General features: G+C 60.3%; 23 protein-coding genes. 10 read left to right on the forward strand and 13 right to left on the reverse strand.

Going from position 1 to position 26,024, the window contains the following annotated elements:
• Window positions 1-751 precede the first annotated feature (751 nt).
• Entirely contained in the window at window positions 752-1,555 is an 804-nt protein-coding gene (locus AC1DIS_RS00215) for a response regulator transcription factor (protein WP_018928403.1), read from the reverse strand.
• Window positions 1,556-1,664: 109 nt separating this feature from the next.
• A complete protein-coding gene (locus AC1DIS_RS00220; protein ID WP_477744171.1) occupies window positions 1,665-2,135 on the reverse strand; it encodes a prepilin peptidase in 471 nt (156 codons plus the stop codon).
• Window positions 2,136-2,210: 75 nt separating this feature from the next.
• Between AC1DIS_RS00220 and AC1DIS_RS00225 the strand changes: the two genes are divergently transcribed.
• Together AC1DIS_RS00225 and AC1DIS_RS00230 are read left to right on the forward strand one after the other, a co-directional pair.
• Window positions 2,211-2,651 carry a TadE/TadG family type IV pilus assembly protein gene (locus AC1DIS_RS00225; RefSeq protein WP_018928405.1) on the forward strand — a complete coding sequence of 147 codons (441 nt, stop codon included), beginning with the start codon at window positions 2,211-2,213 and terminating at the stop codon, window positions 2,649-2,651.
• Window positions 2,648-5,416, forward strand: a complete 2,769-nt coding sequence (locus AC1DIS_RS00230) for an ATP-binding protein (RefSeq protein WP_477780697.1) — start codon at window positions 2,648-2,650, stop codon at window positions 5,414-5,416. The genes AC1DIS_RS00225 and AC1DIS_RS00230 overlap by 4 nt, the downstream gene beginning before the upstream one ends.
• Here AC1DIS_RS00230 and AC1DIS_RS00235 read toward each other — a convergent pair.
• From AC1DIS_RS00235 to AC1DIS_RS00255, 5 genes are all read right to left on the reverse strand, one after another.
• Window positions 5,386-7,374, reverse strand: a complete 1,989-nt coding sequence (locus AC1DIS_RS00235; RefSeq protein ID WP_477744173.1) for a pilus assembly protein TadG-related protein — start codon at window positions 7,372-7,374, stop codon at window positions 5,386-5,388. The genes AC1DIS_RS00230 and AC1DIS_RS00235 overlap by 31 nt on opposite strands.
• A 253-nt stretch (window positions 7,375-7,627) precedes the next feature.
• Window positions 7,628-8,185 (reverse strand): DUF4136 domain-containing protein, encoded by a 558-nt coding sequence (locus AC1DIS_RS00240; protein WP_018928408.1) that lies wholly within the window; start codon window positions 8,183-8,185, stop codon window positions 7,628-7,630.
• A 53-nt stretch (window positions 8,186-8,238) separates the two neighbouring features.
• Window positions 8,239-8,868: a DUF4136 domain-containing protein gene (locus AC1DIS_RS00245; protein ID WP_086944037.1), complete on the reverse strand. Its 630-nt coding sequence runs from the start codon at window positions 8,866-8,868 to the stop codon at window positions 8,239-8,241.
• A 12-nt stretch (window positions 8,869-8,880) separates the two neighbouring features.
• Window positions 8,881-9,630 (reverse strand): methyltransferase domain-containing protein, encoded by a 750-nt coding sequence (locus AC1DIS_RS00250; protein WP_019582282.1) that lies wholly within the window; start codon window positions 9,628-9,630, stop codon window positions 8,881-8,883.
• Entirely contained in the window at window positions 9,630-9,932 is a 303-nt protein-coding gene (locus AC1DIS_RS00255; RefSeq protein ID WP_007937232.1) for a MazG-like family protein, read from the reverse strand. The genes AC1DIS_RS00250 and AC1DIS_RS00255 overlap by 1 nt, the downstream gene beginning before the upstream one ends.
• A gap of 191 nt (window positions 9,933-10,123) precedes the next feature.
• Between AC1DIS_RS00255 and AC1DIS_RS00260 the strand changes: the two genes are divergently transcribed.
• Together AC1DIS_RS00260 and AC1DIS_RS00265 are read left to right on the forward strand one after the other, a co-directional pair.
• Window positions 10,124-10,417, forward strand: coding sequence for a hypothetical protein (locus AC1DIS_RS00260; RefSeq protein WP_018928411.1), 294 nt, complete (start codon window positions 10,124-10,126; stop codon window positions 10,415-10,417).
• An 85-nt stretch (window positions 10,418-10,502) separates the two neighbouring features.
• On the forward strand, window positions 10,503-11,843 hold the full coding sequence (locus tag AC1DIS_RS00265; RefSeq protein WP_477780698.1) for an MATE family efflux transporter: 1,341 nt from the start codon (window positions 10,503-10,505) through the stop codon (window positions 11,841-11,843).
• A 23-nt stretch (window positions 11,844-11,866) separates the two neighbouring features.
• Here AC1DIS_RS00265 and AC1DIS_RS00270 read toward each other — a convergent pair whose 3' ends face one another.
• The 6 genes from AC1DIS_RS00270 to AC1DIS_RS00295 form a co-directional block, all read right to left on the reverse strand.
• The gene (locus AC1DIS_RS00270) at window positions 11,867-12,664 is read right to left on the reverse strand and encodes a DUF4123 domain-containing protein (protein WP_477744176.1); all 798 of its coding nucleotides are present in this window, start codon (window positions 12,662-12,664) and stop codon (window positions 11,867-11,869) included.
• Entirely contained in the window at window positions 12,661-13,983 is a 1,323-nt protein-coding gene (locus AC1DIS_RS00275) for a contractile injection system protein, VgrG/Pvc8 family (RefSeq protein ID WP_477744177.1), read from the reverse strand. Before AC1DIS_RS00275 ends, AC1DIS_RS00270 begins: the two co-directional genes overlap by 4 nt.
• 233 nt (window positions 13,984-14,216) lie before the next feature.
• The gene (gene speA, locus AC1DIS_RS00280; RefSeq protein WP_018928415.1) at window positions 14,217-16,130 is read right to left on the reverse strand and encodes an arginine decarboxylase; all 1,914 of its coding nucleotides are present in this window, start codon (window positions 16,128-16,130) and stop codon (window positions 14,217-14,219) included.
• A 220-nt stretch (window positions 16,131-16,350) separates the two neighbouring features.
• Entirely contained in the window at window positions 16,351-16,722 is a 372-nt protein-coding gene (locus AC1DIS_RS00285; RefSeq protein ID WP_477780699.1) for a translation initiation factor Sui1, read from the reverse strand.
• Between the two features lie 175 nt (window positions 16,723-16,897).
• On the reverse strand, window positions 16,898-17,455 hold the full coding sequence (locus tag AC1DIS_RS00290) for an NUDIX hydrolase (RefSeq protein ID WP_018928416.1): 558 nt from the start codon (window positions 17,453-17,455) through the stop codon (window positions 16,898-16,900).
• Window positions 17,456-17,458: 3 nt separating this feature from the next.
• On the reverse strand, window positions 17,459-18,526 hold the full coding sequence (locus tag AC1DIS_RS00295) for a DUF2333 family protein (RefSeq protein WP_064616066.1): 1,068 nt from the start codon (window positions 18,524-18,526) through the stop codon (window positions 17,459-17,461).
• Between the two features lie 290 nt (window positions 18,527-18,816).
• On the opposite strand from AC1DIS_RS00295, the gene gcbA reads away from it, so the two are divergent.
• From gcbA to aroQ, 6 genes are all read left to right on the forward strand, one after another.
• Window positions 18,817-20,487, forward strand: a complete 1,671-nt coding sequence (gene gcbA, locus AC1DIS_RS00300) for a diguanylate cyclase GcbA (RefSeq protein WP_096481248.1) — start codon at window positions 18,817-18,819, stop codon at window positions 20,485-20,487.
• Between the two features lie 51 nt (window positions 20,488-20,538).
• Window positions 20,539-22,485: a methyl-accepting chemotaxis protein gene (locus tag AC1DIS_RS00305; RefSeq protein WP_477779360.1), complete on the forward strand. Its 1,947-nt coding sequence runs from the start codon at window positions 20,539-20,541 to the stop codon at window positions 22,483-22,485.
• A gap of 195 nt (window positions 22,486-22,680) precedes the next feature.
• Window positions 22,681-23,019: a polymorphic toxin type 44 domain-containing protein gene (locus AC1DIS_RS00310; RefSeq protein ID WP_086944042.1), complete on the forward strand. Its 339-nt coding sequence runs from the start codon at window positions 22,681-22,683 to the stop codon at window positions 23,017-23,019.
• On the forward strand, window positions 22,997-23,461 hold the full coding sequence (locus tag AC1DIS_RS00315) for a hypothetical protein (RefSeq protein ID WP_086944043.1): 465 nt from the start codon (window positions 22,997-22,999) through the stop codon (window positions 23,459-23,461). Before AC1DIS_RS00310 ends, AC1DIS_RS00315 begins: the two co-directional genes overlap by 23 nt.
• A 200-nt stretch (window positions 23,462-23,661) precedes the next feature.
• A complete protein-coding gene (locus tag AC1DIS_RS00320; protein WP_477780700.1) occupies window positions 23,662-25,404 on the forward strand; it encodes a protein-disulfide reductase DsbD in 1,743 nt (580 codons plus the stop codon).
• A gap of 132 nt (window positions 25,405-25,536) precedes the next feature.
• Window positions 25,537-25,989: a type II 3-dehydroquinate dehydratase gene (gene aroQ, locus AC1DIS_RS00325; protein WP_007937215.1), complete on the forward strand. Its 453-nt coding sequence runs from the start codon at window positions 25,537-25,539 to the stop codon at window positions 25,987-25,989.
• The last annotated feature ends 35 nt before the right edge of the window (window positions 25,990-26,024 follow it).

The following is a 26,024-nucleotide window of genomic DNA, read 5'->3' on the forward strand; positions in this document are numbered from 1 at the left end:
TACACCTCCGGGATGAAATGGAGCCACTTCCAAATTGCCGCGACGCAATTTGGGGTGGCAGCTGTACGCGGGTTCGCGGACCGACCCCTGAGGCTTGCTCGGCATACCCGAAGGTATCCCGCGCACAGTCGCCATGACACGAAACGACAGACACCAAAAAGTGTTGTTGTTCGGTGGAGCGATTATGCCTCAAGAATCGAGCCGCGACGCCCGGTCGCTGAATTGTCAGCGACGGACAAAGGCTAGAGACGCCGCTTCCGACGGGCAACCTGAAAAACATGTGGGAAGGTTCTGACGTTTTTACCGACCAATAAACATCGTTGCCTGTAAGGCCACCATCGCGAGCAAGCCCGCTCCCACAATGGAGCGGCGTACACCCGCCCCTCACCACTCAACAGGCCGAGCGTTAGCTCGCCTGCCGCTTTTGATCTTGATTCACCCGCCCCTTCGGGAGGCCTCGTTCCGGTGTTCATCTGGGGATTGGCGCGTAGCGCCGTTCGACGCAGTCGAACACATCGCATGTAGGTTGAAGCGAAGCCAACCGTAGGGCGATGCCCCCAGATGAATACCGGAGCGAAGGAACCCCGAGCCTTAGCGAGGGGCCGTACGTTCGGGGCGAGACCTTTTGGTTACTTTTGGGGCGTTTGCCAAAAGTGACCCGCTGTAAGAGCGGAACCCTAAGCAGCCGTTACCGCAGAAATGGATATGTACCCGGTCAACAAGAACATGGCCGGCCCAAAGGCCGCCAAGATCAATGCGCAGAAACCCGCCGCCCCCCGGCATTCCCGGGCGACAACGCCAACGCCACCTGCGTACGATTATGCATATGCGTCAACCGCAACACCTGCGACACATAAAGCTTCACCGTGTTCTCGGTAATCCCCAACTCACAGGCAATCTGATAATTGGTCTGCCCCTTGCCCACCAACTGCGCCACCTCCAACTGACGCGGCGACAACTGATTGAACACCGCCGGCATCCCCACCACCCGCTCCGGTTCACCGACCACACCGTCAACTGAACCTGACACAGGTTCCGGAGACGCCCCCCGACGAACCTTGTCCAGATCCTGATAAAGCTCATCGATCGATTCACAAAGGTACTGCAGCTTCTGACTCAAATGCCCCAACTGCAGATTTCTCTGCCGCTCCTGCAAGGCCACCTCCTGACGCTGCAAACCTTCGAGCAACTCAGCCAGATCAATCGGCTTCTGATAGTAATCGGCGAACCCGATACGCAAAGCCTTGATCACATCCTGCTTGTTCGCATGCCCGGTGAGCATGATCGCCTCGAACGCCCGATGCTTGCCGGACAACCGCTGCAGCGCCTGGACAAGCTGGATGCCATCCATGTCAGGCATCTGCAAATCACACAGCACCAAGCCGATATTCACGTCTTCGCTGAAACGCTCGATCGCCTGATGGCCGGAGACACAAGGCACACAGCGATAACCATTGAGCTCGATGAACTCGCAAAGCTCTTCGACAATCAACGGCTCATCATCAACCACAAGAACTTTTACTGCCGAGGTAAGCTTGTTCACGTGCCACTCCATGCCAAGTCTGGCTTGGCTGCTCCTGCACCGACACCACAGGCTGTACAACAACAATTTTGAAAGTAGACGCACTTTCCAACTATGTACATAGAACAGGGGACGCCTGCGATTAATGCATCCAGGCCAGTGTGAGCAGCACACCCACCAGCACGAACGGCGCAAAGGGCTGCTTTTTTGACGCGCCAGGCTCCAGGTAACGAAGACGCGTTCTAAGCCTCTGCCCCATATGCAGCCAGAGTCTTGGCGCCAGCAGCAGCCAGAGCACACTGGCCACCCCGGCGCCGATGAAACCGCCGAGCAGGTGCGTACCGTCCGTCGCAAGACCCAGCGTCGCCATCAGCTTCACGTCGCCTGCCCCCATGCGTCGCACTGCATAACCGGGCAAGGTGAAGGCCAATGCCAACAACAAAGCCCAGCCGCCCTGCACCGCCTCGGCCCCCAGCCACGTAGTCCCTGTCCACAACAGATAGATAAGCGCCAGCACACCTGCACCGACGGTCAGGCCATTGGCGATGTGGCGCTCTCGGGCATCCTGTGCTGCGCAAAGCGTCAGCCAGATGAGTAGGACAAGGCTCTGCATCCGGTAAAAAACGTCCGTTTTGGCTGAATGATTCTATGCTGACACTACGCAGTAATTGTCAGGGTAGACGCACTCATGAAAACAGGCCTCCCCCGCAAGCAAAAAGGTGCCGTGGCGATTGAGTTTGCCTTGGTGTTCGTGATTTTTTTCGCCGTGTTTTATGGATTGGTCAGTTACAGCCTGCCGCTGTTGCTGATGCAATCGTTCAATAAATCCACGGCCGAAGCGGTGCGTCGCAGTGTGGCGCTGGACCCGAGCACCGCCAATTACGACACGGCGGTCAGAAACATCGCGACCACCGAACTGACCCGGCAGCTGGCCTGGATTCCCGCCGCGCTGAATTTCAACGTGGCCACCGACGCCAGCGCCACCTACACCGGCGGCGTGCTGACGGTCAGCATCAACTACCCCACCAGTAAACTGAATCAAGTGCTGCCGTTTCTGGTACTGCCGGGAATCGGTTCGGTGCCCAATCTGCCGCCGACCCTCACGGCCCAATCGAGCCTGCAGTTTTGAGCTCCGGGGACAAACTCTTCGGGCGTCTGCTCAATCGTCACCCGCCACAGACCCCGAACACGCCAGAGCCTGCGAGCGTGCAGCGTGTCGGCTTGCAGCTGCATCTGAATGATGAAGGTCGAGTGATTCAGCTGAGCGGTCCGTTGCGGCATCTGCTGGCGCAACAGATACCCGACGCGCAGTCACCGCACCTGCTCGATTACCTCATGCCCCATAGCGCCCTGTCGGTCGAAGGCACACCGGCCGAGTGGCAGGGACAAAACCTGGACCTGGATTTTTTCAGCCTCGCCGGACAACCGCTGCACTTGCGCGGCTGGGTGCAGCCGTTGGGCGAAGGATGGTTATTGCAGTTGATCGACATCGGCGATCTGTTGCTCGAACGTCGACAAGCGCGCAGTCGTGAACAGTGCCAGTTGCTCGCGGCGCAGGTCAGCGAGCAGTTGCGCCTGTGCAGCCTGACGCGCCTGCCCGAGGTACTGGCCGAACAACTGCAAGGCCTGGCCCAGCGTTTTCAGATCCCGTGCATGGCCATGGCCTTGCTCGATGAACAGGCCGAGGGTTGGTTGATTCACCAGCAGTACACGGCCTTCGATGCACCAAGGTTGTGGGAAACCCATCAACGCCTGGRCACCGGCCTCGACAGTTTGAATGGCTCAGTCCCCCAACAGCTGACACCCAGCGAGCACCCACGCCTGCAAAGTATCTTCGGCAATGCCGAAGGGTTCGCGGTGCCCTATCGCAATGCCCTGGGCGTGGTCGCGTGGTTGCTCTGTGGTTTCTACCCGGTGCAAGAACGTGCCCCCGACTTGAGCGAGCGCGACTGGTTGCAACTCACCGCCGCCCTGGCCGGGCCGCTGCTTGAGCGCTTGCGTGAACATCAACACCATCTGCAACTGGAGCGGCTGGAATCTCTACAAGCCTTGCTCGGTACCGGTTGGTGGGAGGTCTTCAGCGACCATGCCGAAGTGCAATTGGCGCCGTCGCTCGCCAATACGCTGAACCTTGCGAACACTCGTTTTCCGCTGCACGACTGGCTCGAACAGATTCATCCCGCCGACCGTGAAGAGCTGACGATTCGCCTGCAATCCTTGCAAGACGAAGGCGCGCCGTTGCTGTTGTGCGTACGGCTGCATCGCCCCGACACGACACAAACGCCGATCTGGTACCGACTGCAAGGCCAGGCGTTGGGCATCGGTAAAAACCGCCGGCTGGTGGGTTTCATGCTCGACATCAGCGACATCAAAAACCAACAGCAGAACGCCGCTGCCGCCCATGCCCGGCTGGACAACCTGATCGCCAGTTCACCGGCGGTGATCTACGTGCAGCGCTATGTCGAAGGGGCGCTGCAACCGACGTTTTTCAGTGACAGCCTGTTGCCGCTGCTCGGTTGGTCGCTCGCCGATTGCGCCGCAGGCTCGCTGGTGGAGCGGGTCCATCCTGAAGACCGCGACGGCTATTTCGAGCGTACCCGGCAACTGCTGCGCGAGGGTTCGGTGAGCGCCCGTTATCGACTGCGCGACAGTCACGGCGATTACCACTGGCTGCTCGACGAAGCCAAACTGCTGCGCGATGACCTCGGGTTGCCGGTGGAAGCCGTGGGCCTGTGGCTGGATGTCACCGAGGCGACCCTGGCCACCGAGAAAGTCAAACAGAGTGAAGAGCGCTACCGGATCCTGGTGGAAGACTCCCCGGCGATGATCTGCCGCTACCGCCCCGACCTGACGCTGACGTTCGGCAACCGGCCTCTGGCGACCTATCTGGAATGCCAACCCGAGCAGCTGCCGGGGGTGAACCTGGGCAGCTGGATGTCGTCGGAGCAGCGCGAAGCGTTCCTCCAGCGCCTCAGTAGACTGAGCCCGGAGTTCCCGGTCAGCACTGCGGAGATCAACCTGCAACTGCCGGGACGGGAACATGCCTGGTGGGTCTGGTCGGATCGCGGCGTGTTCGACGACCAGGGTCGTTTGCTGGAAATTCAGGCCGTGGGCCGCGACAACACTGAGGTCAGGCGCGCCCAGCAGCAGCTTACCCAGAGCGCGAAAATGGCCACCCTCGGCGAAATGGCCACCGGGCTTGCCCATGAAATCAATCAGCCGCTGAACGTGATGCGCATGGCCATCGTCAATGTGCTCAAGCGTCTGAGCAATGGCGATGCGCAAATCGATTACCTGACTGACAAGCTCAATCGCATCGACGCACAAGTCCAGCGCGCCGCGAAGGTGGTGGATCACATGCGGGTGTTCGGCCGGCGTTCGGAGGTCGAGCAGCAGCCGTTCAATCCGGTTCAAGCCATCGAGGGCACGCTGGCGCTGCTGTCCGAAGGCTTGCGCGGCAAAGGCATTGAGCTGCGGGTCAGCGAGAGCGGTTTTGATGTGCAGGTGCGCGGTTACGTCGATCAGCTGGAACAGGTGCTGATCAACCTGATGGTCAATGCACGGGATGCGTTGCTGAGCAAACGCGAGGCCGACCCGGCGTTCAAACCGTGGATTTCGCTGTACGCCGAACGTGATGAGCATTCAGTGCGGCTGTGGGTCGAGGACAACGGCGGCGGCATCGACCCACGGTTGCTGGAGCGGATTTTCGAGCCATTCTTCACCACCAAACCGGTGGGCGTCGGCACCGGGCTCGGGTTGTCGGTGAGTTACGGCATCGTCGAGAACATGGGCGGACGGTTGAGCGTAAGAAACTCGGCCGAGGGCGCCCGCTTCTGCATCGAGTTGCCGATTGTCACGGGCGATCAGATCACCAGCGACGCGCGCCCTGAGTGACAACTGAGGTTGGCGCCGACGTCGACCTTGTTCAAGTCGACCCCAAGGCTTATCAGCACAGTGTTGATCAGACTGTCGAGCAACGGGTTGAGCACGCCGTTGATTGCGCTGACCAGCAAACTGGTCACGCTGCTCAGGATCGCCCCCAGACCGCCGACGAGACTGCCTGACGGGCCATACATATCGACGTGAAGGTTGACCGGGGTGTTGAGCAAGTTGCTGACAATGCTGCTGGTGGAAAATGAGTAGTAAAACGGCGGCTGGCTGATGTCCGGCAGGCTGTTGGCCGGTGGTGCGGAGTAGACATGGGGCATGTTGGTGTTCGCCGCCACACTGGTGTCGGCAACGACATCGATGCCACCACCGACGCCAGATACACGCGGATCGCAGGTTATGGGCACGAACAAAAACCTGCGGCAGGTTTTGATCCCGATATCGATCAGCTTCAACGGCTGCACCGTGACCGTCGGTGGTACGGTGTTGCTGCCGAACATACTGGCGGCATCGATCCGGCCGATTTTCAGGTTCACCAGCGATGCGCTGGTGTTGGTGGTCAGGGTTTTGTTGGTGTTGGTGTTGCTGATGCAGCTGTAAGCCGTGACGTAACTATCGGCACTGGCGACGTCCAGCGCCACGTCGAGCCGTATCGGCCCCGGTAGCACGATGACGTCGGGCGTCTGACAGGGCACGCCGATGGCACAGGTCAGTGAGTTGAGCACCGCCACCAGGTCGAGATTGAGCAAGGCGTTGAGGGTGTTGGTCAGCGGTCCTGCCAGATCCGCCGCGGCATTGACCAGCGCCGCGATGGCGTCCAGCGCCGGCAAGTCGATCGACAACAACGTGCGAAGCTGTGCGGTTCTCACGTAGATCCGATTGGGCCCCAGCGGATCCAGCGCGGCGTTTTTCGGATTGCCGATCGCGGAGAGTTGCGGCGGCTCCAACACCTGCACCCGAGCGGTGATTTGCGCCAGCCCTGCCAGATTGATCGGCACTGTCGCCACCACACCGTTTTTCTTGTTGGCCAGTTGCACGACGCCTTCGATCAGGTTGAACACACTCACAGTCGTCGCGAACGTTGAGACGTCGCTGCCGTTCTCGACGTGCAGCAGATTGCCCAACACCACAGTCGTGGAGCCAGCGGCCACCTTGAGGGCTTGCAGACCGACAATAGTCGCCGTCGCGCCGAGGGTGCCGCCGGGGTCCAGCACATTGACGGCGGTCTGGATCAACTGGCTGACGGCCACCGAAGCGCCCAATACCTGGTTATACCCGGCGGCGTTGAGGCCGAGGTCGACCTTCAGTCGATCAAGGTAACCCAGCAGGCTGATGTTGGTGTTCACCAACCCATCCCACCCTGCCACGGACAGGTTCAGACTGCCGCCGAGCAAACCGCCGAACAGCGCATTGAGGGTGGCCGACTTGCTGCTATCGATGCTCAGCGCTGTGGTGCGCAGGGTCAGCGATGCCAGCGGTGGCGGCAGCGCCGCAACGGCGGTCGCCGTCAGGTTGAGGGTGGCCCCGGCCGGCGCACCGCCGAACAGGGCGCCAACGCCACCGGCGAAACTCTGCGGCACTGAATGACTGACGATCACCCGAATGGCTTCGCTGCTGCTTGGGTTAGCCACAAAAACCCGAAGACTGTTGGCGTCCAGGCTCAAGGTGCCACAGGCTACCGCCAGGCTGCGCGTGGGGTCAGGAAGGGTGAAGCCGTTGCGGTTTACGCTGGCGGTGGCATAGGCGGTAGCGCTGGCACCCACGGCGCAATCACCGTTGCGCGTGGCAGCCTCCAGTGCGGCCATGTCGGCTATCCGCTGCAAGCTGCGTTTTTCCAGGTACAAGCGGCCACTGTCGACCACGATCAGCAGGAACACCAGGGCCATGCCGAGGGTCAGCACTGCCATCAAACCGATCGCTCCCCGTTGCCGGGCCGGGCTACGAAACTGCAAGCAGGGAGACATGGCGCACTCCTTTGCCGGCGCACCGCCGAGGGCTACCTCCATTGATGAAGAGCAGTGTAGACAAGGGTTTGCCGGATTGCTGGCAACTAGCCATCCCACCAACTTATTGCGGGCTTGTGTGACGACGAAGATCCTGTAGGAGCGAGGCTTGCCCGCGAAGAACGATAACGCGTAATGACTGAAAAACCGCGGTGTCTTCTTCGCGGGCAAGCCTCGCTCCTACAGGGGCTGTAGTGTTAGAGGGTTAAGCCATTTAGCGCGGTGGATAGTTAGCCAATATGCGCCCGACCGTCTGGCGTATCGTACTGCTGCGGTCCTCTGGCTTCGGTGTGCGGCTGAGGGTTTGCTCGTCGCTGCCACGCCACACCAGTTTGCCGTCCTTGCCATCGAGCAGGTCGATCTGGATGGTCGCCACCTTGTAGCTGACGTTGCGGGTTTCGTTGTACATCGGCCCGCCCCAATAGCCGTTCCATGGACCACCATAACCACCGCCATAGGAGGTGGTCACTTGTTGCTGGCGATCTTCAACGATCAGGTAGGTCTGCACCTTAAGGTCTGCCTTGGCGCCGGCGGCGGCCGGACGCAAGCCACGCTGATCCAGTTGATCGGCAACGGCCTGGCGGATGCGTTGCTCGGTCAGGTCACTCTTGATCCGTGGGTCGTCTGGACGGTACTGCACGGCGGGCTCTTTCCAGCTCCAGCTGCGATAGGCGGCAAAGTCGCGGCTGGCATCGAAGTCATGATTGACCTCGTTGGCGGCGCAGGCAGTGAGCAGCGCGGCGATGGCCAGTAAAACGAGACGGCGGAACATGATTTTTCTCCGATTGAAGACATGCACCTGCGGGAGGCTTCCTGAACAGGAAGCTAACTAGGAGGATACGCCGACATGGCCTTTTCGACAGCTTCGCGCAGGGCATCGGCACGTTCGCTCTGGTTGCCCTGACTGCTGGTTTCGGCACTGGCACTCCACACCGGTTGACCGGTGCTTGCGTCGAACAGATCGACCCGCACCACCACAACCTGTACCTGATAAGTACGGACGACCGGCACGCTGTTGTACATGCCGTAACCCGTGCCATAGCGGTTGTAACCACCGCCGTAATACCCGCCGCCATAGCCGCCACCGTAACCAGAGCCGTCCTGCACCTGGCGCAAGCGGGTTTCCAGATGCAGGTCGGCGCTGACCAACAGGTCCGCCGGGCGGTTGTCGTGCAGTGGGCGCAAGCCGCGCTGGTCAAGGGCATTGCTGACGACTTCGGCCACCTGCTCCGAATCGGCCCAGGCCGTGCCCGCAGGCAGGCGCCCGTTGAGCCAGGCCCAGCTGCGGTAGCGACCGTAATCCCGTGGCGCCGCCGGGTAGGCGCTGCGGTCGAAAGTGCCGGCGGCCTGGGGCGGTGCCGGTGGCAAGGGATTGGACGTCGCGATGTAAGGGTTGCTGCCCTGACAGGCCGCCAACCCGAGACAGATCACCAGTAAACCTGAACGACTATTCATTGCGCACTCCGGTCAGATCGGCCGACAGATCCAGTGCAAGTAGCGCCCAAGCCCGGCGAAGCTTGGGTGACGGCGGTGAGCCAGTTCCATTTCGAGCAAGTCGAGCAGTTCGGCGCGGGCCTGGAATTCCACCGGCATGTAGTCATGAAAAACCCGCACTCCACTCTGGGTTTCGACCCGCCACAGACCCTCAAGTTGCGCTGCCAGCTCCCGTGGATCAAGCGGCTGTTGCGGCGTCAGGCTCTGCTTCTCGCCGGCCATGTCGTTCTTGCGCATCTTGCGGAAATGGCCCTTGAGCAGGTTGCGGTAGATCAGCGCATCGCGGTTATAGAACGCCAGGGACAACCAGCCATCCGGCTTCGTCAGCTGATGCAGCACTGGCAAAATGGCATGGGGTTCGGCCAGCCATTCCAGCACGGCGTGGCACAGCACCAGGTCGTAGGGTTCGGTGAGCTGACCAAGCAACTCCTGCCACGGCGCCTGAATGAATGTCGCGGTCTGCCCGGCTTCGGCAAAACGCTGGCGAGCGCCTTCAAGCATCGGCTCGGCGGGTTCGGCCAGGGTCACCTGGTGACCGCGCTGGGCCAGCCACAACGACATGTGGCCCAGGCCGGCACCGATGTCCAGTACGCGCAACGGGCGGTCCGGCAGGGTTTCGGCCAGGTCGGCCTGCAGCACCGCGAGGCGGATCGCCCCTTTGGCGCCACCGTAGATTTTTTCAGCGAAGCGGGTCGCCAACTGATCGAAATGACGGTCGCTCATCAGCTGAACCGCCGTTCGCTGTCCGCGAGCTTGTTACGTACCACTTCATTCATGTCCAGTCCCAACTCGCTGCACAGCAGCAGTAAATACAGCACGATGTCGCCGATTTCCTGCCCGGCATGGGCCAGTTTGTCCGCCGGCAACTGGCGCGACTGGTCTTCGGTCAGCCACTGGAAGATTTCCACCAGCTCGGACATTTCCACGCTCGCGGCCATGGCCAGGTTTTTCGGGCTGTGAAATTGCCGCCAGTCATTGCGGTCACGAATGGCGTGCAGGCGTTCGGTCAGTTCAACAAGGTTCATCGGGCTCTCCTGAAGGCGTATAGCTTCAGGGGGATGACGGGTGAAGGCAAGTGGCAGCGTTGTGCCTGCGTACTTGCGCCATACTCAAAAAAATCGCAGCCTTCGGCAGCTTCCACGGGAACCCGGGAGCACGATCAATAGCCCAAGGCTCGGATCCGGCAACCACGCCACCACTCCATCAGGACGTACACATGCAGGTAGACAGCTTTTTCGAATGGCTCGGCCAGGCAATCGGTTCGGTCATCCGTTTTATCATCGACACCCTCAGTGGCCTGTTCAACCTGTTGAGCAACGCCGGCAGCAATTTTGTCGAAGGGCTGGCCCAGGCATTGGGCATGGAAACCTCGATCATCAGCATCATCACCTTGATCCTCGGGCTGATGCTGCTGTGGTCGGCGATCCGCGCCTTCATGAACGCGTCGATCATCATGGGGATTATCTGGTTGCTGCTGGGGTTGTGGTTGCTGAGCTGGATCATTCACTAAGGCTGCCACACAGGCTCGCTTCCACAATGGATCGATGCGGATTCCGAGTTCGTCGCTACAATGCAGGCGCCCCCAAGGAGCCTGCATGTCCAACCTGATTGCCGACTGGCGCGACCGTCCGACCCATCGCCGCGTCTGGGCGCTCGCCGCCCCGATGATTCTCTCGAACATTTCCGTACCGCTGGTGGCGCTGGTCGACAGTACCGTCATCGGTCACCTGCCCTATGCTCATCAGCTCGGCGCCGTCGCGGTGGGCGCCAGTCTGTATACCTTTCTTGCCTGGGCCATGGGCTTTCTGCGCATGGGCTCCACCGGATTTGCCGCCCAGGCGGCCGGGCGTGGGGATGGCGCTGCGTTGCGGCAGATTTTGCTGCAAGGTCTGTTGTTGGCCATGGGCCTGGCCATTTTGTTGGGGGCGTTAGGTGTGCCGTTGAGCGGGGTCGCGTTGCACTTCATGCAACCGTCGGCAGAGCTGGATCAACTGACCCGCGAGTTTTTCCACACACGGCTGTTCGGCCTGCCGGCGGCGCTGGCCAGTTATGCGCTGGTCGRCTGGTTTCTCGGCACCCAGAATGCCCGGGCTCCGCTGGCGATTCTGCTGAGCACCAACCTGGTCAACATCGCACTCAACCTGTGGTTTGTGCTTGGCCTGGAGTGGGGAGTGGTCGGCGCGGCACGGGCCTCGGTGATCGCCGAGTGGACCGGCGCATTGATCGGCCTGTTCATGACCCGCAAAGCCCTGCGCGCCTATCCCGGCCATATCGCCTGGGCCGCATTGGCGTTGTGGCAGAGCTGGCGCCCATTGTTGGCGGTCAACCGCGATATTTTCATCCGCAGCCTGGCGTTGCAGTCGGTGTTCTTCCTGATCACCGTGCAGGGTGCACGACTGGGCGATGCCACGGTCGCCGCCAATGCGCTGCTGCTCAACGGCCTGCTGCTGACCGCCCATGCGCTGGACGGTCTGGCCCACGCCGTGGAAGCCCTGTGCGGACACGCCATCGGCGCTCGCGACCGTGATGCCCTGCGCCGCTCACTGGTGGTGGCGTGCGGTTGGTCGCTGCTGGCAAGCCTGGGGTTCGCCTTGCTGTTTCTGTACGCCGGGCACCTGTTCATCCAGATGCAGACCAACATCCAGAGCGTGCGCGACACCGCCTTCATCTACCTGCCGTACCTCGCCGCGCTGCCGCTGATTGCGGTCTGGAGTTACCTGCTCGACGGCCTGTTCATCGGCGCCACCCGCGCCCGGGAAATGCGCAACGGCATGCTGTTGACCGTGATCCTGCTACTGCCCTTCGCCTGGATACTGCAAGGCTTGGGCAACCATGGACTGTGGATAACCTTCCTGCTGTTCATGGTGCTGCGCAGCCTGACCCTTGGCACATTCGCCTGGTACTTGCGCAAGAACGACGGCTGGTTAAAAGGATGACGAGCGACATACCTTCAACCCGTTCAGGGTTGATCGTTCTGCCACAGGTTGCGCAGGCTATCGAGACGCTCCTGCTGGGTGGTTCCCGATAACGACTGCCCTGGCACGGCGTCAGGGTGCTGCAAGCGCAGCCATAACCAGCCGTCGAGCACCGAGCGCTCACTGAAACCCAGCGCCAGCCCTTCCTGCAGGTGAGCCCACAAGCTGTTGTAGTCGGTGCCGGTGGATCGGCTCCAGCGCCAGGCATGCTGCTCCAGCAGGCAGGTCTGCAAGCTGTCTCGCTGACGCGAGCTGAGGTTTTCTTCGATGGCCAGCGGCCTGACGGCAAGCCGTGGATTGAACAACTGTTGCCAGCCCAGACAGCCAATGGCCCGATCGGCCCAAGTGCCGCCGAACCAGCGTAACTGATCGATCGGACCGAGCCAGCGACTCAGCTCCTGCGCATCGCAGGCATCGAAAAAGTAACTCGCCGTTTGAGGGTTGTAGTAACTCAACAAGGCCCGGTGATGCAGGCTGAAGGTGACGGTGAGCATGCGGCGCAAATGCTCCAGCAGTTGTGATGAAGAGGCTTCACTGACCAGCAGCAACCCGCCCCATGTATGCGGCTCACTTGAGTACAGCTCGGCGAGTGCCGGGCATTCGCGAAGGTCGACCAACACTGGCCCGTGCTCACGCAACGGATGAAACTCGCTGCCTTCGAACAGCCAGAACCATCGGACATGAGCAAACTGTTGCCGCAACATCGCACCGGCCTGAGGCACGCCCGGCACATCGAGCAACAGCCATTGCGGGGTCGAGTCGGGCGCCTGAACGGCAATCATGCCGCACCGCTCTGGCCAAGCTGCGTCGCTGCCCGGCAAGTGCATAAGGATTGCGCGCAATGACTGAAACTGCCCCCACCTGGCAGCAAACACAGGAGTACCAAGGGTTCGCTGGATTGCAGCAAGCCCAATAAACCATCAACCGCGCGGCTGGCTTCAGTGGTCGAGGCGGATAGCAGCTCGACCATGCCCGGCTCTGCGCTGGACGGTGCTCCGGGAAGAAATCCGCTGATCAACGGTTGATCAGGATCACCTTCGATAAAGCTCACCAGCACTTGCGTGCCCTCACTCAAGGGCATGACACCCGCGCTTTCCAGCTCGCCAGACAACGGCAACCAACAGTGGCTGGGGGCTGCGCCTTCGCCCTGATATAGCCAGTCAAACTGCACGGCGACCGATCTGCCGGGATCGGGGCGAGATTCACCGACGTCGACTACCCATCCCCTTTGCAGGCTGTGCATCCTGGGTTTCACAACGGGATGAGCCGCGATGTAAGGCACCTCCTGCGCAACGACGCGCAGCTGGTTGCGATACAAAAAATCTGGCTGTTGTCCTCCCTGATGCTCGACATGGGTCACTAGCCAGAGACGATTCCAGTCCGCATACGGATGACCGGACAACGGCATCAGTTGACCGCTGCGCAGCGTTGGCAGGTTCGTCTGCCCCTCGGCAATCTGCCCGCAGCCATGAAGCTTGAACTGATGCACTCCCGGTCGCTCGCTCACATCCTCGAAGACCCTCTCTTCGCCACGGCGAAACTGCCCCGGACCGTCGCCCAAGACCAGACAATGCCCGCGCGTACGGTGCTCGAAGTAGTAATGAAGCCGCTCCTGGGCGCATAGACGCTGGAAAAACTGCAGGTCCGACTCCCGGTACTGCGTGCAGAAATCACGGGACGGGTAATCGCCGTTCAGGTCGAAACGACGATCCTTGCCGGCAATGCCGTGCTCCTTGAGAACCTGGGCGAGAATGTCCGGCACCGAGCGATCGCTGAAAATTCGCTGATTGAAGCGCTGGGCCAGGCAAGCAAGCCTGGGGCCCAGACGCATACGACAAAGCCTGGGCTCATTGCCATGGCCGGGTTGAACGAGGCCAAGCAACTGTCCGTGAATACCCTCCCCCTGCGGCCCGAAGTGTAAAAAGGCCGAGCGGTACAGCAGGCTTGCAAGGTCCAGTGTCGGGTCATCGTTCAGTAGATCCACGTCGAACGCAAAAGGCTCGCTGATCGCTTCACTACCGGTAAAGGTCAAGACCTCAAAGGGGTCGGCAAGACCCGCTATATCCAGACGAAATGACGGCTCGTTGACTGAATCGAACATCGGCGATTCTCTACAGGAGGGGCGGCCGGGGATTCTCGCTGAGAGACATGGCCGAGTAGAGTGCCGAAGTACAACTTAGGAAATGACCTACGCGAAAAGAAGACCACATCGCTTGGATTGCTCGGTATGTGGGCTATTTCGCGTGACAAAAGAGAAGCCCCGCACCAGGTCATCTGAAATTTCCGCAACCTACGGAGAAATTTCAGACAACCTGATGGGCGCGGTGCCCTACCTCAAGAAGACAGGTAAGACGAACGGGTCAGGCCCAGACGCAAGGCATCAAGGAACTGGGTGCGCTCGCTGGCGCTGATGCGGGCACTGGCGCACTTGTCGCGGTAGTGAGTCATCAGCTCTTCCGGCGACAAGTGCACGTAACGCAGCATGTCTTCGATGGTGTCGTGGGTTTCGATACCTGCGTGGTACACGCTGCCGTCAGCATTCTGATAGATGTTCACCGAGTCGGTGTCACCGAACAGGTTGTGCATGTCGCCAAGAATTTCCTGGTAGGCACCGACCAGGAAGATCCCCAGCAGGTAGTCTTCACCCTCGTTCAGACCGTGCACCGGCAGGCTGGTCTCGATGCTCTGCTCGTCGACGTACTGCTTGATCTTGCCGTCGGAGTCGCAGGTCAAGTCTTGCAGCACTGCACGGCGCAGCGGCTCTTCGTCGAGACGGTGCAGCGGCAGGATCGGCAGGACCTGGCCGATGGCCCAGGTGTCCGGCAGGCTCTGGAATACCGAGAAGTTGCAGATGTACTTGTCGGCCAGCTTGTCGTTGAGTTCGTCGAGCACCTGACGGTGGGAACGCTGACGGGCCTTCAACGAGTTGTGCAGGCGGCGGCAAACGGCGAAGTAGCATTGCTCGGCCAGGGCTTTTTGCGCCAGGGTCAGCTTGCCATCGGCGTATTGGGTGGCCACGTCACTCATGTAGTGCGTGGCGCGCCAGTAGGTCTCGGTGACCATTTCGATGTCGGTCGGGCCGAGCAGGTCAACCAGCCACTGCACGGTTTCCGGCAGTTCTTCCTTGTTGTCGATCTTCGGCACGTCGTCGTTGTGTTTCTCGACGTCGGTCACCTGCACCACCAGCATCGCGTGGTGGGCGGTCAGGGAGCGGCCGCTTTCAGAGAAGATGTTCGGGTGCGGCAGGCTCTGCGCATCGCAGAATTCCTTGAGCATCCCGACCACGACACCGGCGTAATCGTCCATGTCGTAGTTGATCGAACTGGCGTTACGCGAGTGTGTACCGTCGTAGTCCACGCCCAAACCGCCGCCGACGTCGATGTGATCGACCGGCAGGCCAAGGTTGCGCAGTTCGCCGTAGTAACGAATCGCTTCCTTGAAGCCGTGCTGGTAGTCCGCCAGGTTGGCGATCTGCGAACCCATGTGGAAGTGCAGCAGGCGAATGCCCTGGTCCAGGCCAGCGGCACGGAAACGCTCGACCACCGACAGCAGTTGCGCCGCCGACAGGCCGAACTTGGATTTTTCGCCACCGGTGTCTGCCCACTTGCTCGACGCCAGGGACGACAGACGCACACGCAGGCCGACCTGAGGCTTGACCTTGAGCGACGCCGCTTCTTCGATCACCAGACCGACTTCGGATTCTTTCTCGATCACGATGAACACGTTGTGGCCCAGCTTCTGGCCCATCAGCGCCAGACGGATGAACTCACGGTCCTTGTAACCGTTGCAGACAATGGTGCCGCCCTTCGGCGCCAGCGCCAGTACCGCCAGCAGCTCAGGCTTGGAGCCGGCTTCCAGACCGATCGATACGTTCTGGGTGGCGATGATGTTCTCGATCACCGCTTCCTGCTGGTTGACCTTGATCGGGTACAGCGCGGTGTACTTGCTCTGGTATTCCAGGCGCTCGATGTTGGCGTCGAACGCACCGGTCAGCTGACGCACGCGGTCTTGCAGGATGTCTGGGAAACGCACCAGCAGCGGCAAGGACAAACCGCTTTTGCGCAGTTGGTCGACTTGCTCGAACAGGTCGATAGGCGAACTGGTCGGGCCGTTCGGACGAACTTCGACGCGACCGGCGTCATTGATCGCGAAATACCCGGCCCCCCAATGGCGAATCCCGTAAACACTGCGGCTGTCCGCAACTGTCCATTGGCTGCCATCGTCTTTGCGTGTGCGTCTTACGGACATCGAAGTCCCCTATAAAGAAGTCATAGAGCGTCGCCTTGAGTTCAGGCCGGCGCAGTCTAAAGAATGAAAATGACGTTTCGTCAACGAGGGGGTAGACCTCGCTGACCGCAGTGAGTTTAGAAACCGGTCATGAACAGGCTCTGTGAAAACCATGGAGACGACGCCAGACCAGAATGAAATCAGGACTGGATCAAGCCGCGGGTGGTTTTCACAGAGGCTGCTAGCCGCCGGACTTCTTCGCTTTGAAACCGTGTTTGATCAGCTCAGCCAAGAGTAGCTCGACATGATCGCCCTGGATTTCGATGATCCCGTCTTTCWACGCCCCACCGGTCCCACAACGTTTCTTCAACGTGGTGGCCAGTTCCTTGAGCGCGTCTTCGGCCAACGGCACGCCGGTGATGGTCGTCACCGTCTTGCCGCCACGGCCCTTGCTTTCGCGACGCACGCGAGCGATGCCGTCGCCGGCCGGGATAACGGTTTGTTTGCAGATGCAGGCATCCACCGGTTTACTGCATTCCGGGCAATGACGACCTGCGTCGGTGGAAAATACCAGGCCACCAAGGGCGGCGAAGGATGCGGCTTTTTTGGCCACCGGCAATCCTCTTGGGAGGACAAAGACTGATCGCAACCTTGGGCAAGGTTATCGACCGCGAAGCCCCACTCAGGCAGGGGCAGCGCTACTGAGCCGGGCACTGCCGGTTCAGCTTGAAAAGGTCGCGCAGTGTAACGGCAAAAAGCCGACTTGCTAAGAGCCAATCGGCGCCAATTTACAGCTCTTTTGCGACGTCATCCCCTTGGGCGCGAAGATAGCGCTTCAGGGCTGCCAAAGAGTCCGGGCAGTACGGCTTTTGCTGAATTTCCAGCAGGACCTGATCGATCGGGATAAAGCGCGCTTCCAGCACCTCTTCCGGCTGCAGGATCAATGGGCCGTCCCACACCGCCGAAAACGCCGAACACCAGAGCCGGTTGCCGGTGTCCTCGAAGAAAAAGTGATCGTGGGCGGTCAGTTCCACACCGCTCACCCCCAGCTCTTCTTCCAGCTCACGGGCCGCCGATTCGGCGTAGGTCTCGGTGGCCAGCACCATGCCGCCGGCCGCCACGTCCCAATAACCGGGATAAATCGCCTTGCTCAGGGTGCGCCGGTGAACGCACAGCTCACCGGCAGAATTGAACAGCATGATGTAGGTGCCGCGCCCGATCAGCCCACGCTCACGCAGGTCGGAGCGCACCAGGGCGCCGAGCAGGTTGTCCCGCTCGTCGACCCAGGCGATCTGTTCGGCATCGGAGGCCGCGCGGTGGGCGGCCTCTTTAGCGCTATCTACCATGACTCAGCCCTGATTGAGCAGTTGACGCAAGTCGATCACCGCGGCGTTGGCCCGGGAGATGTAATTGGCCATGACCAGCGAGTGGTTGGCCAGCACACCGAAGCCGCTGCCGTTGAGGATCATCGGGCTCCAGACCGGCTCTTGCGAAGCCTCCAGCTCACGGATGATCTGGCGCACGCTGACCGTAGCGTTTTTCTTCGCCAGCACATCGGCGAAGTCGACTTCGATGGCGCGCAGCAGATGGGACAATGCCCAGGCCTGACCACGGGCTTCGTAGAACACGTTATCGATCTGCATCCACGGGGTTTCAACGACTTCTTCGTCAACCTGCGGCACCTGGCCGAGCGCCGGGATTTCGGTTTTCAGCGCAGTGTTGAGCTTGACCCGACCAACGCTGGCCGACAGCCGTTGCGACAGCGAGCCCAGACGGGTCCCTACATCACCCAGCCAGTTGTTCAGGTTGTCGGCGCGGGCGTAGAACAGCGCGCTCTTCTGGTCAGGCCCCGACAGGCGTGCCTGATAGCGGCTCAGGGAGTTGATGCCTTCCTGATACTCGGACTCACTGGATGGCAACACCCAGCTCTTGTTGTCGAAGTTGAAGCGCGGCTCGGCCTTGGCCAGGTCGGCGTCTTCGGCGGACTGCGACTGGGAACGGGCGAAGTCTTTACGCAGCGCACGGCTCAGGTCGCGGACCTGGACCAGCACGCCATATTCCCAGCTCGGCATATTGTCCATCCACAGGCCCGGCGGGAAACGGTCGTTGGAAATATAGCCACCCGGTTTGGTCAGCAAGGTACCGGCGACGGTCTTGAGGGTTTCCACCGTGGTGTACCCGACCACCATCTGCTTACCTTCTTTCTCAGCTGCCATCTGGGCATTCTGCTGAACCGGGAACAGCGCGGGTTCCTGGCTCCAGTACCAGCCCAGCGCGATAGCCACCAACAAGTAAAGGCAAATCAGAGTGGCCAGCGCCCGGCTGAACAACAGGCCACCAAAATAACTGCGGGTGGCCGATTTCGGTTCAGCGGCACGCTCAGGCGCGCTGCCCGTGCGGTTCTTCCAGTCCAGCATGGCGATATCCTTTCAATCACTTGAGTTCATCGGTTCGACTACAACCCTACGCCATCGTGCCTTATTTGCCGCGCATTAAATCCTGCGGGACACAGCGAGCCATACAATGACTGCAATCGAAGCCATCACTATAAATGAAGCACAGCCTTGAGCCTATGCGACCAGTCGGTCGGGAACTGAATGATGTCGCTTTGCAGATTATTGACGCAGGACACTCATGCAATTGAAAAGAGATGCTAGCATAGAGCCACCAGTCGATCTCAGCATGCACCCTAACTAGTAGTCAGGATATGACCGAGCCAGAAGACCCCAGCCGTGAGCGCCTCAAGCACCACTTTGCCCAGCGGGTAATTCATCAGGCACGTCAGATTCTTGAGATATGGCAACGTCTGCAACGCAATGAATGGTCCATCACCGACCTGTCGGAGCTGAGCGAGGCCAATCTGCGCCTGCTGCGCTTTGCCGAACGTTTCGAACAACCGGAACACACCCTGCTGGCCCGTCATATCGGCCAGTCGCTGGAGGCCGTCGACGCCAATCGCGGACGCCTGAGCAGCGGATTGATCACTGACCTCAACCGCCTGATGCAGCGCTTGTCCCGCACCGGCCTGCGCCATGGCGATCAGCTCGAACACACCTTCCTGCCGCCGCTGCGCAAACCGATCTACGTGATGCTGCAGGATCACGACCGGGCCGAACGGCTGGCCAAGCAACTTGAGTTCTTCGGGCTCAGCGCCCAATCCCTGGGCAGTGTTGCCGCGTTCCGCGCCTCGATGGTCGAGCGCTTACCGGCGGCGATTGTCATGGACGTCGACTTCAGCGGCGCCGGCATCGGCCTGAAACTGGCGGCCGAAGCCCAGCAAGGCTTGGAGCAGCCCTTGCCGCTGTTGTTTTTCAGCCTGCACGAAACCGACACCCCGACCCGCCTCGCCGCCGTGCGCGCCGGCGGCCAGGAGTTTCTCACCGGCACCCTCGAAGCCTCGAGCCTGCTGGAAAAGATCGAAGTGCTGACCTGCGTCGCCCAGTACGAACCTTATAAAGTGCTGATCATCGACGACTCCCGCGCACAGGCCTTGCACACCGAACGCCTGCTCAACAGCGCCGGGATCGTCACGCGGACCTTGATCGAACCGATCCAGGCCATGGCCGAGCTGGCGGATTTCCAGCCGGACCTGATCATCCTCGACATGTACATGCCGGCCTGCACCGGTACGGAACTGGCCAAGGTGATCCGCCATAACGACCGCTATGTCAGCGTGCCGATCATTTATCTGTCGGCCGAAGACGATCTGGACAAGCAGCTCGACGCCATGAGTGAGGGCGGCGACGACTTCCTGACCAAACCGATCAAGCCGCGCCACCTGATCACCACCGTGCGCAACCGCGCGGCGCGGGCGCGCAATCTGAAAGCGCGGATGGTGCGCGACAGCCTGACTGGCTTGTACAACCACACCCATATCCTGCAGCTGCTCGAAGACTGTTCATTCCGTGCCCGTCGCGAAAACAAGCCGCTGAGCTTTGCGATGCTCGACATCGACCACTTCAAACGGGTCAACGACAGCCACGGCCATCCCATGGGCGACCGGGTGATCAAGAGCCTGGCGCTGTTCCTCAAGCAACGGTTGCGCAAGAGCGACTTCATCGGCCGTTACGGCGGTGAAGAGTTCGCCATCGTCATGCCGGACACCGATATTGAATCGGCCTACAAGGTGCTCGATGAAATCCGTCAGCGCTTTGCCGAAATTCACTACCCCGCGCAGCCCCAGGACCTCTGGTGCACCTTCAGTGCCGGCGTCGTCGAACTGCACGAAGGCTCCGACAGCCTGATGATGGCCACACAGGCAGACGAGGCGCTGTACCGCGCCAAGGACGCCGGACGCAACCGCGTGCAAGCCGCGCGGGAGTCAAAGCAAAGTGCCACTTTTTCATCGGAATCGACCGATTCGGTCATAACGCTGTAACAGAAACGCAATAACTTCAGGCACTTACCATTCTGCCGTTGGTAGTCCGCAATGCGCCTGAAGCTGTTGACCAATCTCAATACCCTCCTTCTGGTCGCCGTGTGCGTGGCCCTCGGCGCGACCCTCTGGTGGTCGCAAAAAGCCCTGGAACGCCCCTATCTGTTGATGGAGCGTTACCTGGGCCTGTCCCAGCAGTTTCAAAATGAAGTGGCGCGCAACGTCGAGGATTACCTGACCAGCGGCGATGCCCTGCGTCTGAGCAGCGCCAGCCAGGCCATCGACAGCCTGCAAAAGGAGCTCGGCGAATTACCTCCGCCCCTGGCCGATACCTTGCACCCCAGCCTGTCGAGCCTGGAAGAGTTCAGCAAGACGGACCTGCTGGCTGCCGGCAAACTCGCCGGCGATCCACAAGCCCTGCTGCTGCAAGCCGAGCGCGAGCTCGGTGCCAGCCTCGATCAGCTCAGCCAATACGCCAACGGCAACGCGGCGTATCTGACGCCTTTGCTCGCAGCTTCCCAGCATCTGGGCAAGTTGTCTTTGGCCCGGGACAAACTGGTCAGCAGCGGGCGCAGTGAACTGGCCGCCGATGTCGAGCGCGAAGTCGCCAGCATCCGCGTTCAGGCTGAACAATTGAACAGCTTGCCGCTGCTGGGGGTGACTGCCAGCAGTGAATCGAACACCGATGACTTCTCCGCCATGATGGGCCTGGAGAACACCGAGAAAGCCGTCGCCGAAGACGCCGGCGTCAGCCTCAAGCGTGAGCTCAACAGCCTGCTCACCCGCTACCCGACTGAACTGGCACACACCCGCGAACAGATCCAGAAACGCGCCGACCTCGGCGCCGCGACTCACTTGAAAATCACCGCCGTGCAGCAGGCCATCGCCGGGCTGGAACCGGTAGTGCGCGCCCAGCACGGGCAAATCCAGGGCGAAGTGCGGCTGATGCAGGGCGTGATGATCGGGCTGATTCTGCTGATCGCCTTGCTCATCGATACCTTACAGCGACGCCTGGCCCGAACCCTGACCAATCTGGCGCCAGCCCTTTCGATCTGGGCCGAGGGCGACTTCAGTCGCGACATTCAACTGGGTGCGACCAACCGCGAACTGCATGACATTCAAGCTTCGCTCAATCGCTTGCGTGCCTATCTGGTCGACCTGGTGGGGACCATTCGCCTCAATGCCGAGCAAGTCGCCGGCAGCAGCCGGACGCTGGCCGAATTGAGCAATGACCTGCACAGCGGCGCCGAGCATCAGGCCGGCGACACCGCGCTGATCCGCGACTCTCTCGGTGAACTCGAAGCAACGATTCAACAAGTCGCCGGTGATGCCAGCCAGGCCGCGGACGCCAGTCGTCATGCAGGGCTGGCGGTGGAGCATGGTCAGAAGGTCATCGGCCTGAGCCTCACCGGGCTGCATGCGCTGGTGGGTGAAGTGCAAGGCAACGCGCAGATGATCGAACATCTGGCCGAAGAGTCGGCGACTATCGGCGGCGTGCTGACGGTGATTCGCTCGATTGCCGATCAGACCAACCTGCTGGCGCTGAATGCCGCCATCGAGGCGGCCCGCGCCGGGGAGATGGGCCGGGGATTTGCGGTGGTGGCCGAAGAGGTTCGTTCACTGGCGCAGCGCACCGCCGGTGCCACCGCCGAGATTCAGACACTGATCGCCGGCCTGCAAACCGCCGCGCGACAATCGGTCGAAGGCATGCGCGCCCAGGTCGAACACGCCGAAGCCACGGCCAACCAGGCCCAGGCCGCCGACGGTGCGCTGGATAAAATCGTCGGAGCGATCCAGACCATTTCCGACACCGCCGTGCGCATCGCCGATGTCACTGCCCAGCAGAGCGGCGCTGTCAGCGAAATCCGCGATCACAGTGAGCGGATTCATCAATTGGGTGGGGATAACTTGCTGAGGATTGGTGAAGGGCGCAGCCAAGGCGAACATTTACTGACATTGGGTGGGCAGTTGCATACAGCGGTGCAGGCATTTCGGGTTTAAGGGCTCGGGCCTGAACGCTACCAACGAGCAAGATTATCGACACCTGAGTTTTTGTATGAAAACTCCTGCTTATCTATACGGTGCTTTTAGTCATCGTTTTGATGCTAGAGTTTAGCGCTTCAATCAATCGAGCGTGCACAGGAGTGCCCCGTGATAGTTCCAACGTCGCCCCCAGGCGTATCTGTGGAGGAAAACATGGCCATTGCCTTCCACAAGAAAAAAGTTTTGAAAGAGGGATCCGCATTCATTTACTCCTGGTTCTATAGCCAAGTCAGAAATCGCGGCCCTTGGGACTACAAAAAGCTATCCCCTGACTATGAAGCCTTTGGCAATTTCAATTACGGCGCGACCGGGATTGCTGCGGGGTTTTCCGAGAATGTTCTGTTACGTGCCGCCGGCCTTGCCCAGACACAGGCAAAAACGACAAAAGTAGAATTTGGAAGCTGGTGGAGCGAGGCTCCTTTTGGCGATGATCCTGCGGATCAGGAATGGATCAAGAAGGGAGTCAGGTATGCCCGTTTCAGGAACTACTAAAAACACTGCATACACAATCGTCGCCTCCTCCCTGCTAGCTGTATGCTTGGCTTACATCGGCTGGACATGGCTCATGTCTTCCGGCAACCCGGTGCTGACCGATGTAGTACTCAAACTGCCCCTTGGCGAAAACGGCTTCATCTACGGCGTCAAGGATGATCGAGGCGGAGCAACAGTACCGTTCAGCTATCGATACTATGTCTATCGCGAACTGACATCCAACGAGCAAATAGCGTCTGAACTCAAGACCGCTGGTCCGTTTTTAGTCACCCGAGATCCAGCCATAAAGGTCGATATCCAAGGTTCAACTATCAATGTATCGACCAACCAGGAAGTCTACGAGTATCACAGCAGCACGCTGTTTCGACATACCAACAGTAACCACTACACCCCTGTAACAATCAACTTGTGTAAACACTCCAGCGATCAACCAACAAAGTAAGCCCGAAGCCTGACTGAAACACCTCCCTGCAGGAGCTGCCGAAGGCTGCGATCATTTGATGTTGATCCTGGCGGTGGATCGAGCGTTGAAGATCAAAGTCAAAATATCGCAGCCTTTGGCAGCGCCTACGGGAGATCGGCGTAGTCGCATACATTGCACACTCAGCTATCATGCCCGCACCTCCAATACGCGAGATTGTCATGCGCCGTTTGCTCTGCCTGCTGTTTTTAGTGCTCGCCCTCCCGGCCTCCGCCGCCGGGTTGCTGGACAGTCGCCCCAGTTCCACCCTGGGTTCGATCAACAACAGCGCCGACTTCCTGCCGGTGCGCGAAGCCTTTCAGTTGAGCCTGGTAGAAAGTACGCCGCAATCGATCAAACTGCGTTTCGTCGCCACCGAGGGTTACTACCTCTACCGCCATCGCTTCCAGTTTCGCGCAGATCCGGCCGACGTTGGCCTCGGTGCGGCTCAACTGCCCAAGGGCGAACAAAAGCACGATGAATACTTCGGCGATGTCGAGGTTTACCACGGCATTCTCGATGTAGAACTGCCGCGCACCGATTCCCGCGCCTTTACGCTGGCCGTGACCTATCAAGGCTGCGCCGACAAAGGCCTGTGCTACCCGCCCGAGACCGAGCGCCTGAGTATTGATGGCAGCGGTGCCACGACCACAGCCTGGGGCTGGCGCGAACTGGCGCTGTTCTTCCTCGCAGGCCTCGGCCTGACCTTCACCCCCTGTGTGCTGCCGATGCTGCCGATCCTCTCCGGGGTAGTCCTGCGCGGGCAGATCGGCGGTTTACGTGGCTTCAACCTGTCGCTGGCTTATGTGCTGCCGATGGCCATCTGCTTCGCCCTGTTGGGTGCATTGATGGGCATGTTCGGCGCACAGCTTAATCTTCAGGCGCGCTTGCAATYGGCCTGGGTGCTGGTGCCGTTCGCGATGTTTTTCGCAGTGTTTGCCTTGGCGATGTTCGGGGTGTTCGAACTGAAACTTCCCTACGCCATCAGCAGCCGCCTGGACCGGATCGCCGGGCGCACCGAAGGTGGCTCACTGTGGGGCGCGGCGGTGCTGGGCGTGGTGTCGAGCCTGCTGGTTTCGCCCTGCGTCTCGGCTCCCCTGGCCGGTGCGCTGCTGTACATCAGCGCCAGCGGCGATGCCTTGGGCGGCGGATTGAAACTGTTCATGCTTGGCCTGGGCATGGGCGCACCGCTGTTGCTGGTGGCGACTGGCGGCGCGGCCTGGTTGCCGAAAAGCGGGCCGTGGCTGATCTACGTGAAAAACGCGATTGGTGTGCTCTTGCTGGGGCTGGCGATCGGTTTGCTCAGCCGAGTATTGCCAGGCCAGATCACTTTACTGTTGATCGGCTTGCTCGCCGGTGGCGTCGGTTTGTTCATGGGCGCGCTGGAGTTTGTCTATAAGCCGCCGAGAAAACGCCTGGGGCAATTGCTGGGGATGTTTCTGCTGTTTTATGCACTGGCCTGTTGGTACGGCGCGTTCAGCGGTCAGTCCGATCCATTCAACCCAATTGGCCAGACGCGCCTCGTCGCCAGCAACGAGCAGCAAGCGCCAATCGCCAGCACCTGGCAAACCATAACCTCTCCAGCAGAACTGGATCGTGTCCTCGCCGAAGCCAAATCCTCCGGCACGCCGCTGCTGCTCGACTGGTACGCCGACTGGTGCATCAGTTGCAAAGTCATCGAACACGAAGTGCTCAACGATGCCAACGTCGTCGAACGTCTTAAAGGCTATCGACTGATCCGTTTCGACATCACCGCCAGCAACACCGAACAGCGCGCCCTGCTCGACCGCTACAAGCTGTTCGGCCCTCCGGCGCTGATGTTTTTCGGCAGGGACGGCGTCGAACGCACCGATGTGCGAGTGATCGGCGAGATAAACGCCACGGGCTTCGCCGAACGTGTTGCGAAAGCAAATGACCGGATTTAATCACCCGGTCACATATTTCGCGCAAACATCGGCCATCGTGCTGCCTATTGCATAGAACTGGACAGTCACAAAGTCTTTGCGGCATAGTCGCCTGGTTCTGACAATTGCACACGGATCACAAAGGAGCAGCAGATGGCGACCCTATTGGTTTTGCACGGCCCTAACCTGAACCTGCTCGGCACCCGGGAACCGGGCGTCTATGGTGCAACCACCCTGGCACAAATCAACCAGGACCTGGAACAGCGGGCGCGCAATGCCGGCCACCATTTGCTTTACCTGCAAAGCAACGCCGAGTACGAATTGATTGACCGCATCCACGCTGCTCGCGGCGAAGGTGTGGACTTCATTCTGATCAATCCAGCAGCTTTTACGCATACAAGTGTCGCGTTACGTGACGCGCTGCTGGCGGTGAGCATCCCATTCATCGAAGTGCATTTGTCTAACGTGCATAAACGCGAACCTTTCCGCCATCACTCTTACTTCTCCGATGTAGCGGTGGGAGTGATCTGCGGCCTTGGCGCCAGCGGTTATCGACTGGCCCTGGAGGCCGCACTAGAGCAGCTTGAAAGACAGGCAACGGCTTGAACAACAAGCGTTAAACGCCCCTGACCGACCCTTGG

The organism is Pseudomonas sp. 05N433, assembly GCF_056396925.1.

Bases quoted from the DNA above. Each gene is read 5' to 3' on its own strand.
- AC1DIS_RS00305 (WP_477779360.1), top strand. From the start codon at position 20,539: ATGCGCCTGAAGCTGTTGACCAATCTCAATACCCTCCTTCTGGTCGCC.
- AC1DIS_RS00255 (WP_007937232.1), bottom strand. From the start codon at position 9,932: ATGAACCTTGTTGAACTGACCGAACGCCTGCACGCCATTCGTGACCGC.
- AC1DIS_RS00315 (WP_086944043.1), top strand. From the start codon at position 22,997: ATGCCCGTTTCAGGAACTACTAAAAACACTGCATACACAATCGTCGCC.
- AC1DIS_RS00290 (WP_018928416.1), bottom strand. From the start codon at position 17,455: ATGGTAGATAGCGCTAAAGAGGCCGCCCACCGCGCGGCCTCCGATGCC.
- AC1DIS_RS00270 (WP_477744176.1), bottom strand. From the start codon at position 12,664: ATGATTGCCGTTCAGGCGCCCGACTCGACCCCGCAATGGCTGTTGCTC.
- AC1DIS_RS00260 (WP_018928411.1), top strand. From the start codon at position 10,124: ATGCAGGTAGACAGCTTTTTCGAATGGCTCGGCCAGGCAATCGGTTCG.
- AC1DIS_RS00310 (WP_086944042.1), top strand. From the start codon at position 22,681: ATGGCCATTGCCTTCCACAAGAAAAAAGTTTTGAAAGAGGGATCCGCA.
- AC1DIS_RS00240 (WP_018928408.1), bottom strand. From the start codon at position 8,185: ATGTTCCGCCGTCTCGTTTTACTGGCCATCGCCGCGCTGCTCACTGCC.
- AC1DIS_RS00220 (WP_477744171.1), bottom strand. From the start codon at position 2,135: ATGCAGAGCCTTGTCCTACTCATCTGGCTGACGCTTTGCGCAGCACAG.
- AC1DIS_RS00235 (WP_477744173.1), bottom strand. From the start codon at position 7,374: ATGTCTCCCTGCTTGCAGTTTCGTAGCCCGGCCCGGCAACGGGGAGCG.
- speA (WP_018928415.1), bottom strand. From the start codon at position 16,130: ATGTCCGTAAGACGCACACGCAAAGACGATGGCAGCCAATGGACAGTT.
- AC1DIS_RS00275 (WP_477744177.1), bottom strand. From the start codon at position 13,983: ATGTTCGATTCAGTCAACGAGCCGTCATTTCGTCTGGATATAGCGGGT.
- AC1DIS_RS00245 (WP_086944037.1), bottom strand. From the start codon at position 8,868: ATGAATAGTCGTTCAGGTTTACTGGTGATCTGTCTCGGGTTGGCGGCC.
- AC1DIS_RS00225 (WP_018928405.1), top strand. From the start codon at position 2,211: ATGAAAACAGGCCTCCCCCGCAAGCAAAAAGGTGCCGTGGCGATTGAG.
- AC1DIS_RS00295 (WP_064616066.1), bottom strand. From the start codon at position 18,526: ATGCTGGACTGGAAGAACCGCACGGGCAGCGCGCCTGAGCGTGCCGCT.
- aroQ (WP_007937215.1), top strand. From the start codon at position 25,537: ATGGCGACCCTATTGGTTTTGCACGGCCCTAACCTGAACCTGCTCGGC.
- gcbA (WP_096481248.1), top strand. From the start codon at position 18,817: ATGACCGAGCCAGAAGACCCCAGCCGTGAGCGCCTCAAGCACCACTTT.
- AC1DIS_RS00215 (WP_018928403.1), bottom strand. From the start codon at position 1,555: ATGGAGTGGCACGTGAACAAGCTTACCTCGGCAGTAAAAGTTCTTGTG.
- AC1DIS_RS00250 (WP_019582282.1), bottom strand. From the start codon at position 9,630: ATGAGCGACCGTCATTTCGATCAGTTGGCGACCCGCTTCGCTGAAAAA.